Consider the following 13,551-nt stretch of genomic DNA (forward strand, 5'->3'; position numbering starts at 1 on the left):
GGAAAATTCAGCCCCTCAGTCCCATTCCAGGCCGCCGCGGCGCCAGACGTAGGCGTAGGCGACGAAGACGGTGAGCACGAAGAGCAGCATCTCGACGAGCCCGAAGATCCCCAGGGAGTCGAAGGTGACGGCCCAGGGGTAGAGGAAGACGATCTCGATGTCGAAGACGATGAAGAGCATCGCCGTCAGGTAGTACTTGATGGGGAAGCGACCGCCGCCCGCAGGCATCGGGGTGGGCTCGATGCCGCACTCGTAGGCTTCAAGCTTCGCCCGGTTGTACCGTTTTGGGCCGATCAGCGTGGCCATGACCACGGAGAAGATCGCAAACCCTGCGCCGATGGCGCCGAGCACGAGGATGGGTGCGTACGCATTCACGCTCCTCGCTCCTTCCAGTCGTCCTTGACCGTTGGACCGCTGCGCTCCGGCGCATGTGAGGCAGTTCACAAGCCGGACTGGTGCGCATCTTATGCCTGCCGGTCTGTGATCTGCGACACGGGTAACAACACCGAGTTTGTGATCTCCACCACCTGACGAACGATCATGAAGTCCGATGAGTGGTGATCTTCGCACGCAAGGCATCCACATGATCACCAAAGGTGACATCCGGGCTCGTCGTCGCAGGTGGAAGGCGTGCCGCTCTATCAAATGATGGCGAGCACAGGCAAATTGGCGGCAGGGCGGCCCGGAGTGATAAAGGAATCCGCCTCCCCCGGTCGGGGGAGCCCCGGGGTACCGGAGTGGACAGGGTGGCCGGGAGTCGACGGCGGGGTGACGGGTGAGCGGAGGATGTGCATCCGTTCACGAACCGCACAACGAGTTCACGGTCGGATCACAGACCGGCCACAGCGCCCCCACGGCAGCAGGTAACTGTGACCTGCAACACACCCCGAGAGGGCCGTCGAAAGGGGGCTTGGCCATCTGTCCGGCTGGATGGTAGGCAGTGGATCAATTCGGACTTAATACTGAAACCCCATGATCACAGCCTTGTGAAAGGGTGTCCGTTACGCCCGTTACGGCGTCAATAAGAGGCGCGACGCGCCCGGTTCGCGGGCTTCTTCCACAACTGTGGCGCAGACCACGTTTCTTGAAGGAGACCCGGCACCCCTGATAGCGGTTGTTCTCATGTCCCACACCGCTCACATACCCAGCCACCGGAAGCCCCGCCGTAGCGCCTCGAAGCTCGCGGTCCGCGCCGGAGTTGCCGGTGGCGTCCTCAGCACCCTGGCCATGGCCGGCACCGCGAGCGCGTCCCCGTCCCCCGAGCCCGTGGCCGAGACGACGCTCGAAATGCCGGTCCTCGACCTGAACCTCGGCGCCGAGGTCGCGGGCGCCGTCAACACGGCCGCCGAGACCACGCGCGTCGCAGCCGTAGAGGCCGCCGTGACCGGCGAGCTGAACGCCCTGGAGGAGAGCGCCCGTACGGGAGCCGCCGCCGAGGCGAAGCAGGCCAAGGAAGACGCCACCAAGGCCGCCGAGCAGAAGGCCAAGCAGGAGGCCGACCGCAAGGCCGCCGCCGAGCGCGCCAACCGCAGCTCCGGCCGCACCTCGCTGACCAACGCCTCCGCCTCCGACGACGGCGACTTCACCCCGTCCGCGGGCTCCGGCAGCGGCTCCAGCACCGGCACCACCAAGGCGACCGGCTCCGCCGCCGCCATCGTGAACTTCGCCCGCGCCCAGGTCGGCAAGGCGTACGTCATGGGCGCCACCGGCTCCTCCGCGTACGACTGCTCGGGCCTCGTCCAGGCCGCCTACCGCCAGGCCGGCATCTCCCTGGACCGCACCTCGCAGGACCAGTCGACGGCCGGCAGCTCGGTCTCGCTGAGCAACCTGCAGCCCGGCGACATCCTGTACTGGGGCCCCAAGGGCAGCGCCTACCACGTCGCCATCTACGTGGGCGGCGGCAAGTTCGTCGGCGCGCAGAACCCCAGCACCGGCATCGTCGAGCGCAACCTCAGCTACGACATGCCGACGGGCGCCGTCCGCGTCCTCTGATCCCCACGGTCGCCACGAGGGCCGGCACTCCCCCGCTCGGGGGTGGAGTGCCGGCCCTCCGGCGCGCCCTGCCGCGGCCGGCCGCGGAACCGCATACCGGAACCGGTACCGAAGCACCCGGGGCCCTGAGAAGATGGGCGGGCGCCGAACGAAGACCTGGAGGTGGTGATCCGGTGAGCAGACGGTCCTACGAGGACCACGGCACCGGCGACCCCACTGCCGTCCCGGGTGCCGCCGGACTCGCCCTCCTCGCCGTCGGCGGCTGGCTGTTGACCACCGCCCGCCCCTGGCACAAACCCGGGCATACCCTCACCCTGGCCCTCGGCTGGACCGTCTCGGGCGCCCTGCTGGTGTCCGGACTGGTGCTCCTGACCCGGTGCGTACGGGCCGTCCACGGCGCCCCCGAGGCCCCTGAAGGGCCCACGAACGCCTGAACCGCCCCCCGGGCGGCCCGGGAAGCGGTTCGGCGGTGCTGCGGCGCTCCTGGCGCGCCTGCGCGGCTCAGGCCTTCGGGGCCACCTTGCTCAGGCCGTTGATGATGCGGTCCATCGCGTCGCCGCCCGTCGGGTCGGTCAGGTTCGCCAGCATCTTCAGCGTGAACCGCATCAGCACCGGGTGCGACAGACCCCGCTGCGCGGCGATCTTCATGACCTTCGGGTTGCCGATCAGCTTCACGAACGCGCGGCCCAGCGTGTAGTAGCCGCCGTAGGTCTCCTTCAGCACCTTCGGGTAGCTGTGCAGCGCCAGTTCGCGCTGCGCCGGGGTCGCGCGGGCGTGCGCCTGCACGATGACCTCGGCGGCGATCTGCCCGGACTCCATCGCGTAGGCGATGCCCTCGCCGTTGAACGGGTTGACGAGCCCGCCCGCGTCACCGACCAGCAGCAGGCCCTTGGTGTAGTGCGGCTGGCGGTTGAACGCCATCGGCAGGGCGGCGCCGCGGATCGGCTGCGTCATGTTCTCGGGCGTGTAGCCCCAGTCCTCCGGCATGGACGCGCACCAGGCCTTGAGGACCTCGCGCCAGTCCAGCTCCTTGAACGCGGAGGAGGAGTTCAGGATGCCGAGGCCGACGTTCGACGTGCCGTCGCCCATGCCGAAGATCCAGCCGTAGCCGGGCAGCAGCCGGTCCTGGGTGCCGCGCCGGTCCCACAGCTCCAGCCAGGACTCCAGGTAGTCGTCGTCGTGCCGGGGCGAGGTGAAGTACGTACGCACCGCGACGCCCATCGGGCGGTCCTCGCGCCGGTGCAGACCCATCGCGAGGGACAGGCGCGAGGAGTTGCCGTCGGCCGCGACGACGAGCGGGGCGTGGAAGGTGACCGGGGTCTTCTCCTCGCCGAGCTTCGCCTGCACGCCGGTGATGTGGCCGGTACGGGGGTCGCGGACGGGCTCGCCGACGTTGCAGCGCTCGTACAGCCGGGCACCGGCCTTCTGCGCCTGGCGGGCCAGGGTCTCGTCGAAGTCGTCGCGCTTGCGGACGAGTCCGTAGTCCGGGTACGAGGCGAGTTCCGGCCAGTCCAGCTGGAGCCGCTGGCCGCCGCCGATGATGCGCAGACCCTTGTTGCGGAGCCAGCCGGCCTCTTCGGAGATGTCGATGCCCATGGAGACCAGCTGCTTGGTCGCCCGCGGGGTCAGACCGTCGCCGCAGACCTTCTCGCGCGGGAACGCCGTCTTCTCCAGGAGCAGGACGTCCAGCCCGGCCTTGGCGAGGTGGTAGGCGGTGGCCGAGCCGGCGGGCCCGGCACCGACGACGATCACATCCGCGGAGTGTTCGGAGAGGGGCTCGGTCACTGCGGGGTCTCCCGAAGGCTCGATAAGGGGTGCCCAACGGCACGGGACATGACGCAGTCTATGCAGCGAGAGAGATCGCGAACCCGAAGGGCTGCCCCGATGACCACCTCGCCCATCCGGCCACTCCCCGACGTACGGCTGCGCGTCCCGACGGACGAGGACGCCCACGCCTGGCACCGCCTCTTCGACGACCCCGAGGTGATGGAGTTCCTCGGCGGGCCCGCCGAGCTGTCCCTGTACGAGGAGTTCACCGCCCGGCAGCGGATGTACGACGCGCAGCTCGGCTACTGCCTGTGGACGCTGCTGGACGGGGACGGCGAGGTGCTCGGCTTCACCGGGGCGCAGCCGTGGCCGGCGGACAAGACGTGGGGGCCGGTCGGGGAGATCGAGATCGGCTGGCGGCTGGGGCGGTCCGCGTGGGGTCGGGGGTACGCGTATGCCGCCGCGCTGGCGACGCTGTCCCGCCTCCGGGCGGTGGGGGTTCCTTCGGTGGTGGCGATGATCAACGACAAGAACCACCGCTCGGCGGCGGTGGCGGAACGCCTGGGCATGACCCTGGCCGAGACCTACCCCCTCCCGGGCGGCACCCGCCGAGCCCGCCGCTACGAACTCACCCTCACGGCGGAGTAGCCCGGGCTGCGCCCGCCCCCTGGGACTCCGCCCCAGACCCCGCGCCTCAAACGCCGGCGAGGCTGGATGGTGCCGGCCAGCGCCGGACACTCCAGCCCCGCCCGGGGGCACCTCCCAGCGGTAGCTGGGGGAGTTTGAGGCGCGGGCGCGGTAGCGCCGTGCAGTGAGCCGCGCCGGCGACTGAGGCGGGAACGGTGGACTGGGGGTCCCCCCGGACGGAGTCTGGGGGATGGGTAGGGGACGGCCCCGCGCAGCGGCGACCACCCGCAGACGACCGGCGCGTTAGAAGACGGAAAGGCCCGTGAGGGTGGTGAAGCGGTCCAGCGCCGCGACACCCGCCACCGAGTTGCCCTGGGCGTCGAGGCCCGGGCTCCAGACCGCGAGGGTGCAGCGGCCCGGGACCACCGCGATGATGCCGCCGCCCACTCCGCTCTTGCCGGGAAGCCCCACCCGGTAGGCGAATTCGCCCGCCGCGTCGTACGTCCCGCAGGTCAGCATCACCGCGTTGATCTGCTTCGCCTCGCTGCGCGTCAGCAGCCGGGAGCCGTCCGCGCGCAGCCCGTGCCGGGCCAGGAACCCCCCGGCCAGGGCCAGGTCCGCGCAGCTCATCTCGATGGAGCACTGCCAGAAGTAGTGGTCCAGCAGCGCCGGCACGGGGTTGTCGATGTTGCCGTACGAAGCCATGAAGTGCGCGACGGCCGCGTTCCGGTCGCCGTGCTCGTGCTCCGAGGCCGCGACCTCCGCGTCGAAGCCGATCTCCGGGTTGCCGCTCTCCTGCCGCAGGAAGTCCAGGAGTTCGCTGCTCGCGTCCCCGGTCAGGGTCTGGAGCCGGTCGGTGACGACGAGCGCGCCCGCGTTGATGAAGGGGTTGCGCGGGATGCCGTTCTCGTACTCCAGCTGCACGAGGGAGTTGAACGGGTTGCCGGAGGGCTCCCGGCCCACCCGCTCCCACAGGCTGTCGCCGCCCTCGGCCAGCGCCAGCGCCAGCGCGAAGACCTTCGTGACGGACTGCGCGGAGAAGGGGACCCGCCAGTCCCCCGCCCCGTACAGGTTGCCGTCCAGATCGGCGAGGGCCATCCCGAACTGCCCCGGGTCCACGGACGCCAGCGCCGGGATGTACTCGGCGGGCGTGCCGGAGCCCACCAGCGGGGCGACGTCCGCCGCGATGCGCTCCAGGAGTTCCGCGTAGTCGTAGGGCCGGTTCACCACCGCTCGCTACGCCTTGACCCCGCGGTGCAGCGCCACGATGCCGCCGCTCAGGTTCCGCCAGGCGACCTTGCCCCAGCCGGCCTTCTGCAGCAGCGCGGCCAGCGCCGGCTGGTCCGGCCACTCCCGGATGGACTCGGCGAGGTACACGTACGCGTCGGGGTTGGAGGACACCGCCCGCGCCACCGGCGGCAGGGCCCGCATCAGGTACTCGGTGTACACGGTCCGGAAGGGCGCCCAGGTGGGCTGCGAGAACTCGCAGATCACGACCTGTCCGCCGGGCTTCGTGACCCGGTACAGCTCGCGCAGCGCGCTGTCGGTGTCCTGGACGTTGCGCAGCCCGAAGGAGATCGTCACCGTGTCGAAGACGCCGTCCTTGAAGGGGAGCCGCGTCGCGTCGCCCGCCGTCAGCGGCAGCCACGGGTTGCGCTTCTTGCCCTCGCGCAGCATCCCGAGGGAGAAGTCGCACGGCACGACGTACGCGCCGGTCGCGGCGAAGGGCAGCGAGGAGGTCGCGGTCCCGGCCGCCAGGTCGAGCACGAGCTGCCCGGGGCGGGCGGCGACCGCCCTGGCGACCTCCTTGCGCCACAGCCGGGCCTGGCCGAGGGACAGGACGTCGTTGGTGAGGTCGTAGTTCGCGGCCACACCGTCGAACATGGAGGCGACTTCGTGCGGCTGCTTGTCCAGGGAAGCCCTTGTCACTGGTGTTGGCCCCTCGGTGCTCGGTGGATCTGCGGGTCGGCGGGTACGGGTCCATCCTCTCAGGCCGCCCGTCCGCCCGGGCCGCTGCCCCGGCCCGGGCGGGGGTCCGGTGGGGCCGGACCGGACCCCGGCACACTGGAAGGACGTACCTAACAAAGGGTTTGAGGATGCCGACACGCCAGTCAGTGAGCTTCCGGCGGATCGACCGGCGCAGGCGGCTGCGCCGCACGATCCTGTGCGCGGCGGCGTTAGTCGTCCTGCCGGTGGCCGCCTACCGGCTCGCACCGGACGAGGAGCGGCCCGCCGACGCGCGGGGACCGCAGCGCCCCGCGCGGAGCGCCGCCGCCGTGCCCTCGGAGGGGTTCACGGCCTCCTCCGCCTCCGGGAAGGCCCAGGGGAAGGGGCCCGCGATGCGCTGGCGGGTGGAGGTGGAGCAGGGCAGCGGGGTGGACCCGGAGGGGGCGGCCCGCGCCGTCGAGGCGATCCTCGGGGACCGGCGCGGATGGATACGCAACCCCGCGTACGGTTTCCGGCTGGCCGGGCGCGGGGAGCCCGTGGACTTCACCGTGAAGATCGCCACGCCCGCCACCACCGACCGGCTGTGCGAGGTGGTCACCCCCGAGCTCATCGGGGAGACCAACTGCCGGGTGGGCCACACCGTCGTGGTGAACCTCAAGCGCTGGCAGGAGGGGTCCCCGCAGTTCCGCGGCCCCGTGGACGAGTACCGGGCGCTGATCGTCAACCACGAGGTGGGGCACGAGCTCGGCCACGAGCACGAGACCTGCCCGGGCCCCGGCAAACCCGCGCCCGCGATGATGCAGCAGATCAAGGGCCTGCTCGGCTGCACCTCGAACGCCTGGCCCTACACCGAGGACGGCACCTACCTGGCCGGTCCCCGCGTCCCCTGAGCCCGGGCCGGCGGCTCAGCGGCCCGGCGGCCCGGCGTTCAGCGGCGCCGGTGCAGGAGCCGCCCGGCGATGACGGTCGCCACGCAGGTCGTCGCGCCCCGCTCCGGAAGCTCCGCCAGGCCTGCGACGGCGAACACCGCGAAACGGGCCGCCGCGCCCGCCTCCAGCACCCCGTGGAAGGCCCCCTCGGGGGTTGCCCGCCCGGCGAGGGGGTCCAGGGAGGGCGTGCCCTCGTAGGGGACGGGCGCCAGCACGGTGAGGCCCGAGCGGACCACGGCGGTGCGCACGGAGCCGACCGTGAACCGTCCGGCCACCGCGACCACCCCGCGCGCGAGGAGCTTCTGCGTGCCGCGCCGGGCGCTGTGGCCCCAGCGCGCCTCGGTCATCTTCAGCGCGTCGAGGGCGTCCCGCCCGCAGATCGGGTCGGTGCCGAGCTCCGCCGTCTCGTACGGGTCGTCGGGGTAGTACGTCCGCTCCAGCAGCTCGTCCGCCCCGCGCACCAGCAGCCCCGGGGTCAGCACCCCGGGCCAGCGGCGCACCCGGGCGTGCGGGGCGCCCGCGCCGAGCTCCTCGTACGGGCCCACGCGGACGATCCGGTCGCCCTCGACCAGGACCGCGCCGCCCGCGAGGGGCGCGGATCCCGGTCCGGCGACGAGGAGTTCGGCGGTGTGCAGCGTCAGCATCGAGCGTCAGCTGCTGGAGATGAGCTTCAGCTCGGGGTGCGCGGTGCCACCCTCGATGGCCGTCGAGGAGATGTGCGAGACGACGCGGTCGTCGACGGGGTCGTTCGCCGGGTCCTCGTGCACGAGCAGGTGCTCGTACGTCGTCGCGCGCTGCGCGGGGACGCGGCCCGCCTTGCGGATCAGGTCGATGATCTCCTGACGGTTCGAGCGGTGCTTGGCACCGGCCGAGGAGACGACGTTCTCCTCCAGCATGATCGAACCGAGGTCGTCGGCGCCGTAGTGCAGGGAGAGCTGGCCCGCCTCCTTGCCGACGGTCAGCCAGGAGCCCTGGATGTGCGCGATGTTGTCGAGGAAGAGCCGCGCGATCGCGATCATCCGCAGGTACTCGAAGACCGTCGCCTGGGTCCGGCCCTTGAGGTGGTTGTTCTCGGGCTGGTACGTGTACGGGATGAACGCGCGGAAGCCGCCGGTGCGGTCCTGCGTGTCCCGGATCATCGCGATGTGCTCGATGCGCTCGGCGTTGGTCTCGCCGGTGCCCATCAGCATGGTGGAGGTGGACTCCACGCCCAGCCGGTGGGCGATCTCCATGATCTCCAGCCAGCGCTCGCCGGACTCCTTGAGCGGGGCGATGGCCTTGCGCGGCCGCGCCGGGAGGAGTTCGGCGCCGGCGCCCGCGAAGGAGTCGAGGCCGGCCGCGTGGATGCGGCGGATGGCCTCCTCGGCGCTGACGCCGGAGATGCGGGCCATGTGGTCCACCTCGGAGGCGCCGAGGGAGTGGATCACCAGCTGCGGGTACGCCTTCTTGATGGCGGAGAAGTGCTCCTCGTAGTACTCCACGCCGTAGTCCGGGTGGTGCCCGCCCTGGAACATGATCTGCGTGCCGCCCAGCTCGACGGTCTCCGCGCAGCGGCGCAGGATGTCGTCGAGGTCGCGGGACCAGCCCTTCTTCGTGTCCTTGGGGGCCGCGTAGAAGGCACAGAACTTGCACGCCGTGACGCACACGTTGGTGTAGTTGATGTTGCGCTCGATGATGTACGTCGCGATGTGCTCCGTACCGGCGTAGCGCAGGCGGCGCGCCGCGTCGGCGGCCTGGCCGAGCGCGTGCAGCGGGGCGTCCCGGTAGAGGTCGAGGGCCTCTTCCCTGGTGATCCGGCCCCCTGCGGCGGCACGGTCGAGGACAGACTGGAGAGCGGCCTGGTCGGTCACCGGTGCGTCACCTTTCGGCGGTGTGTCAAGGGTTCGGGCCGATCCAGCCTACGGCAGGGGCGGTCCGGGCTCGTCAGGGGCTACGGGTCAGGTCGCCCTCGGGGTTCCCGGCGGCCCGGTCGCCCGACCGGTAGTGGAGGGTTCCGTTCGGGTTGAGGGTGAAGCGTTCGTCGGAGGAGCCGCTCGCGCAGACGCCGGGGGCGGGGTTGGGGCCGCCCGCCGTGTCGAGGACGAGGGAGCGGTCGGTGGCGGAGGACAGCTTCCAGTCGCCGCTGCAGTCGGTGCCGAGGAGTTCGATGACCGACTTGTCCCGGCCGACGACCTCGCCGACCCTGCCGGCCTTGATGGTGATCTCGAACTCGCTGGGCACGCCCATGCGGGCGGTGATGACGGTGCCCTTCCAGGTGCCGGTCAGCTCCTTGGGGACGTCGGTACGGGTGCCCTTGGGCGGGGCGTCGGAGGCCGCCGCCGAGGGCGGGGCCGAGGCCGGTCCCGACGCGGGGGCGGAGGCCGCCGGGTCGGGGCTCTTGCCCGGCTGGGCGTGGCCCGACGCCACGTCACGGCCCTGGTCCCGGCCCAGGCCGGGCAGCATCCCCGTCGCGTACAGGCCGCCGGACAGCGCCACCGCCAGGGCCGCGGCGCCGAGCACCAGGGTGCAGCTGAAGCGGCGGCCCGCCACGCTGAGGCTCGCCCGGCGGCCCTCGGGGCCGGTCCGCTGCCCGGGCACGGCCGCGCCGGGGCCGCCGGGGCCGCCGGAGACCCCGGCCGAGCCCGCCGAGCCGTGGGCGCCCGGGGCGCCGCCGCCCGCCGTCGCGGTGGGGCTGCCGTACACGCCGCCCGCGCCCGATGACCCGTACGGGCCGTGGGCGCCCGGGGTGCCGGAGGGCGCCGGCCCGCCCGAGGAGGCGTACGGGCCGTGGCTGCCCGGGCCGCCGGGGGACCCGGCCGCGCCGGAGGTGCCCGGGGTGCCGCCGCCCGTCGCGGTGGGGGTGCCGTAGACGCCGCCCGCGCCCGAGGACCCGTACGGGCCCGCCGGGCCGGAGTACGGCGAGCCGCCCCGGCCCCCGTACGAAGGGTCGGGCGTCCCGAAGCCGACGCCCACGGGCCCGCCGGCGGAAGACCCCGTGAACGGCACCGGCCCGGACCCGGCCTCCGCGAAGGCCCCGCCCCCCGCCCCGCCCTCGGAGGCATCGGCGTCCAGGTCCAGCAGGGCCACCGCCGCCCGGCTCGCCTCCTCCACCAGCGGCCCCGGCAGCCAGCCCGGGGCGCCCAGGGCCCCGCCCAGGGCCGCCGCCAGGTCCTCGGGCGCCGGACGCCCGGAGGCGGCCTTCGCCAGGCAGGACGCGATCAGCTCGCGCAGCTCCCCGGCCGGGATCCCGTCCAGCTCCGGCGGCTCGTGGACCACCTTGTAGAGGAGGGTCGCGGAGTTGTCCCCGGTGAAGGGCGGCCGCCCGGTCGCCGCGAAGGCCATGACCGCGCCCAGCGAGAACACGTCCGAGGCGCCGGTGACGCCCTTGCCCAGGATCTGCTCCGGCGACATGTAGCCGGGCGAGCCGACGGACACCCCGGTGGACGTCAGCGAGGCGGTGCCGTCGGTGGCCCGGGCGATGCCGAAGTCGATCAGCCGCGGCCCGTCGAGGGTCAGCATCACGTTGGACGGCTTCACGTCCCGGTGTACGAGTCCCAGCGCGTGCACCGCCACCAGGGCCCGGGCCAGCCCCGCGCCGACCGCCCGTACCGAGGCCTCGGGCAGCGGACCGTGCCCGGCCACCGCCCGGTCCAGCGAGGGCCCCGCCACGTACCCGGTCGCCACCCACGGCACGGCCGCCTCCGGATCGGCGTCCAGCACGGGCGCCGTCCACTCGCCGCCCACCCGCCGCGCGGCCTCCACCTCGCGGCGGAACCGGGCCCGGAACTCCTCGTCGGCGGCGAAGTGCGGGTGCACGATCTTGACGGCGACGGTCCGGCCGCCCGCGCTGCGCCCCAGATAGACCCGGCCCATGCCGCCCGCGCCGAGCCGGCCGAGCAGCCGGTACGCGCCGATGACCCGTGGCTCGCCGGCTTCGAGCGGCTGCATCGCGTCCCCCGTCCCCCGAGTTGTGGTGTCGCGTCGACACGCAGCACCTTAGGGGGTCGTGCCGGTCAGCGCCGGTCCCCTCCCCACACCTCGCTCTCGCGCAGTACGGCCAGCGCGAACGCGAGGCGCCGGTCCAGGGCGCCGTCCCGGTCCACGGTGTACCAGCGCGGGCCCTGCGAGGGCTGGAAGGTGAGCACGAAGCGGTCCCCGGACCGCCACACCACCGGCTTCGGCCCGCCGGCCGCGTCGCCCTCGGCCCCCATGCTCAGCAGGCCGTCGACGACGCTGCCCAGCAGCTTCCCGGCGCCCCGCTCCAGCGCCCGCCCGGGGCCGCCGCGCGCCCAGCCGCGCTCGGCCACCGCCTCCGGCCGTCCGGGCCGCTCCAGCCACCAGCCGTGGCGGACCAGCCGCTGCGCGGCCGGGGTGCGGTGGACGGCGCCCAGCTCCAGCCCGGCCGGGTCGGTCACCCGGTACGGGCCCGCCCCGGGCTCGGGGCCGGCCGGGGTCACCTGGCACAGGAGGCTCCGGCCGCCCTCGTCCTCGTACAGCCGGAACCCGCGCCGCGGCGGCCCGCCGGGCTCGGCCGGCACGATGAAGAGCGCCGGGACCAGGTCCTCCCCCAGCGGCCGCGGGACGCGGATCGCATACGGTCCCCGGCCGCGCCGGGACTCCCGCACGGCGTCGCGCAGCGTCCGGCCGACGACGAACCGGGTGATCGCTTCCCAGTGCACCGGTTCATCGGGCTCGACCGGTGTGTTCCTGTTCCTGCCGAATGCCATCGGGCCCCCCGTCCCTCGTTCCTATTCACGTGAGGGCCACGAGAATACGAAAGGGGAACGAATTCCCGGCAAACGGAACATTCCCCGTTCCTCCCCGTTCCCGAGCACCGGAGATCGACGGCGATAAACCCGGTCACCCGTCCCGGTCGGCCACCTTCAGGAGCTCTACGGCGACATCCGCGGCGTACCCGGTGTCCGGACCCGTACGGCGTGCGAATTCCCGCACGCCGGCCAGCTGCTCGGGGCCGAAGCGGAAGTCGAGGGTGGTGAAGTAGCGCTCCAGCAGTTCGGCGTCGAAGGCCTCCCAGCGGGCCGCCTGGTCGGCGACCTTCGCGACTTCCTCCAAGGAGAGGTCACGGGAGGCGAGGAACGCCTCGTGGGCCTCGTGGACCACCTGCGGCTCACGGGCGAGGTACTCCTTGCGGGCCGCCCAGACGGCGAAGACGAACGGCAGTCCCGTCCAGTCCTTCCACATCTGGCCCAGGTCGTGCACGGTCAGGCCCAGGCGCGGCGCGTCGTGCAGCGAAGCGCGCAGCGCGGCGTCGCCGATCAGCACCGCCGCCTGCGCCTCCTGCATCATCAGCCCCAGGTCAGGGGGGCAGCTGTAGTAGTCGGGCCGGACCCCGTACTGCTCGGAGAGCAGCAGCTGGGCGAGGCGTACGGAGGTGCGCGAGGTCGATCCGAGGGCGACCCGGGCGCCGTCCAGCTGCTCCAGCGGGACCTGCGAGACGATCACGCAGGACATCACGGGGCCGTCGCAGCCGACCGCGAGGTCGGGGAAGGCGACGAGCTGGTCGGCGTTGCGGAGGAACTCGACGAGGGTGATCGGGGCGATGTCCAGCTCGCCCCGTACGAGGCGCTCGCTGAGCTTCTCGGGGGTGTCCTTGGTCAGCTCCATGTCCAGCAGCGTGCCGGTTCGGGCCAGCCCCCAGTAGAGGGGCAGGCAGTTCAGGAACTGGATGTGGCCGACGCGGGGCCGGCTGCGATAGGCGTCCACATCGCGAGACTAGCCGCCGTCTCTCCGTCAGCGATCAGGCGGGTCTCAAACGTCCGGGTGACGTGATCTTTCCCTCTGGTCTCGCCCCGAGGGTGCGTGCTAGGCTCGACGCAAGTTGCAGTTTGGTTTCCCTTGCAGTACGAGGCCTGCGGAGCATGTAACCCGCAGGCTTTTGTAGTTTTCAGACTTCTTAGCAGGTTCTGGAGCAGGGCGACCCTTTGGCCCATAGGAGGGCTCATGGCTACCGGAACCGTGAAGTGGTTCAACGCTGAAAAGGGCTTCGGCTTCATCGCCCAGGACGGCGGCGGCCCGGATGTCTTCGTCCACTACTCCGCGATCAACGCCTCTGGCTTCCGCTCCCTCGAGGAGAACCAGCAGGTGAACTTCGACGTCACGCAGGGTCCGAAGGGCCCGCAGGCGGAGAACGTTACCCCGGCCTAGTCGCCTGGCCGACCGGATCGCGGTTGGATTAGCAGTACCCAAGGAGCCCTGCCTCCTCCGTGCGAGCGGAGGGGGCGGGGCTCCTGCCTTTGTCCTCCGGCGGTTGCGGGGGGAACGGCAGCGGCCCCGGCCACCTTGCGGTGTC

The 13,551-nt window shown here is 72.4% G+C and carries 14 protein-coding genes; 5 read left to right on the forward strand and 9 right to left on the reverse strand.

Features of this window, described 5'->3' with window-relative positions; genetic code table 11:
- Positions 1–15: 15 nt before the first annotated feature.
- A complete protein-coding gene (locus ACFV0Q_RS14710) occupies positions 16–375 on the reverse strand; it encodes an NADH-quinone oxidoreductase subunit A (RefSeq protein WP_045946775.1) in 360 nt (119 codons plus the stop codon).
- 747 nt (positions 376–1,122) lie between these two features.
- On the opposite strand from ACFV0Q_RS14710, the gene ACFV0Q_RS14715 reads away from it, so the two are divergent.
- Together ACFV0Q_RS14715 and ACFV0Q_RS14720 are read left to right on the forward strand one after the other, a co-directional pair.
- Complete coding sequence (locus ACFV0Q_RS14715) at positions 1,123–1,992, forward strand: C40 family peptidase (protein WP_385005121.1); 870 nt, start codon at positions 1,123–1,125, stop codon at positions 1,990–1,992.
- A gap of 173 nt (positions 1,993–2,165) precedes the next feature.
- On the forward strand, positions 2,166–2,426 hold the full coding sequence (locus ACFV0Q_RS14720; RefSeq protein ID WP_385005123.1) for a hypothetical protein: 261 nt from the start codon (positions 2,166–2,168) through the stop codon (positions 2,424–2,426).
- A 67-nt stretch (positions 2,427–2,493) separates the two neighbouring features.
- On the opposite strand, the gene ACFV0Q_RS14725 is transcribed toward ACFV0Q_RS14720, so the two are convergent.
- On the reverse strand, positions 2,494–3,777 hold the full coding sequence (locus ACFV0Q_RS14725; RefSeq protein ID WP_385005125.1) for a geranylgeranyl reductase family protein: 1,284 nt from the start codon (positions 3,775–3,777) through the stop codon (positions 2,494–2,496).
- 99 nt (positions 3,778–3,876) lie between these two features.
- Between ACFV0Q_RS14725 and ACFV0Q_RS14730 the strand changes: the two genes are divergently transcribed.
- Complete coding sequence (locus ACFV0Q_RS14730; protein ID WP_385005127.1) at positions 3,877–4,407, forward strand: GNAT family N-acetyltransferase; 531 nt, start codon at positions 3,877–3,879, stop codon at positions 4,405–4,407.
- 282 nt (positions 4,408–4,689) lie between these two features.
- Here the strand turns inward: ACFV0Q_RS14730 and ACFV0Q_RS14735 are convergent, their stop codons facing one another.
- Both ACFV0Q_RS14735 and ACFV0Q_RS14740 read right to left on the reverse strand, forming a co-directional pair.
- Entirely contained in the window at positions 4,690–5,613 is a 924-nt protein-coding gene (locus tag ACFV0Q_RS14735) for a glutaminase (protein WP_385005129.1), read from the reverse strand.
- Positions 5,614–5,622: 9 nt separating this feature from the next.
- Entirely contained in the window at positions 5,623–6,315 is a 693-nt protein-coding gene (locus ACFV0Q_RS14740; protein ID WP_385005131.1) for a demethylmenaquinone methyltransferase, read from the reverse strand.
- Between the two features lie 167 nt (positions 6,316–6,482).
- Here ACFV0Q_RS14740 and ACFV0Q_RS14745 point away from each other — a divergent pair, with 167 nt between their 5' ends.
- On the forward strand, positions 6,483–7,223 hold the full coding sequence (locus ACFV0Q_RS14745) for a DUF3152 domain-containing protein (RefSeq protein WP_385005133.1): 741 nt from the start codon (positions 6,483–6,485) through the stop codon (positions 7,221–7,223).
- A gap of 38 nt (positions 7,224–7,261) precedes the next feature.
- Here the strand turns inward: ACFV0Q_RS14745 and ACFV0Q_RS14750 are convergent, their stop codons facing one another.
- The 5 genes from ACFV0Q_RS14750 to ACFV0Q_RS14770 all read right to left on the reverse strand — a co-directional run bounded on the left by ACFV0Q_RS14750 (position 7,262) and on the right by ACFV0Q_RS14770 (position 12,965).
- The gene (locus ACFV0Q_RS14750) at positions 7,262–7,906 is read right to left on the reverse strand and encodes a hypothetical protein (RefSeq protein WP_385005135.1); all 645 of its coding nucleotides are present in this window, start codon (positions 7,904–7,906) and stop codon (positions 7,262–7,264) included.
- A 6-nt stretch (positions 7,907–7,912) separates the two neighbouring features.
- The gene (gene mqnC / locus ACFV0Q_RS14755; protein WP_385005137.1) at positions 7,913–9,112 is read right to left on the reverse strand and encodes a cyclic dehypoxanthinyl futalosine synthase; all 1,200 of its coding nucleotides are present in this window, start codon (positions 9,110–9,112) and stop codon (positions 7,913–7,915) included.
- 73 nt (positions 9,113–9,185) lie between these two features.
- On the reverse strand, positions 9,186–11,189 hold the full coding sequence (locus ACFV0Q_RS14760) for a serine/threonine-protein kinase (RefSeq protein WP_385005139.1): 2,004 nt from the start codon (positions 11,187–11,189) through the stop codon (positions 9,186–9,188).
- Between the two features lie 65 nt (positions 11,190–11,254).
- Complete coding sequence (locus ACFV0Q_RS14765; RefSeq protein WP_385005141.1) at positions 11,255–11,920, reverse strand: hypothetical protein; 666 nt, start codon at positions 11,918–11,920, stop codon at positions 11,255–11,257.
- 181 nt (positions 11,921–12,101) lie between these two features.
- Positions 12,102–12,965: a menaquinone biosynthetic enzyme MqnA/MqnD family protein gene (locus ACFV0Q_RS14770; protein WP_385005143.1), complete on the reverse strand. Its 864-nt coding sequence runs from the start codon at positions 12,963–12,965 to the stop codon at positions 12,102–12,104.
- Between the two features lie 237 nt (positions 12,966–13,202).
- Between ACFV0Q_RS14770 and ACFV0Q_RS14775 the strand changes: the two genes are divergently transcribed.
- Positions 13,203–13,406 carry a cold-shock protein gene (locus ACFV0Q_RS14775; protein ID WP_007265804.1) on the forward strand — a complete coding sequence of 68 codons (204 nt, stop codon included), beginning with the start codon at positions 13,203–13,205 and terminating at the stop codon, positions 13,404–13,406.
- Positions 13,407–13,551 lie beyond the last annotated feature (145 nt).

Origin of the sequence: Streptomyces sp. NPDC059564, from assembly GCF_042735575.1 — a bacterium.
Classification (GTDB): domain Bacteria; phylum Actinomycetota; class Actinomycetes; order Streptomycetales; family Streptomycetaceae; genus Streptomyces.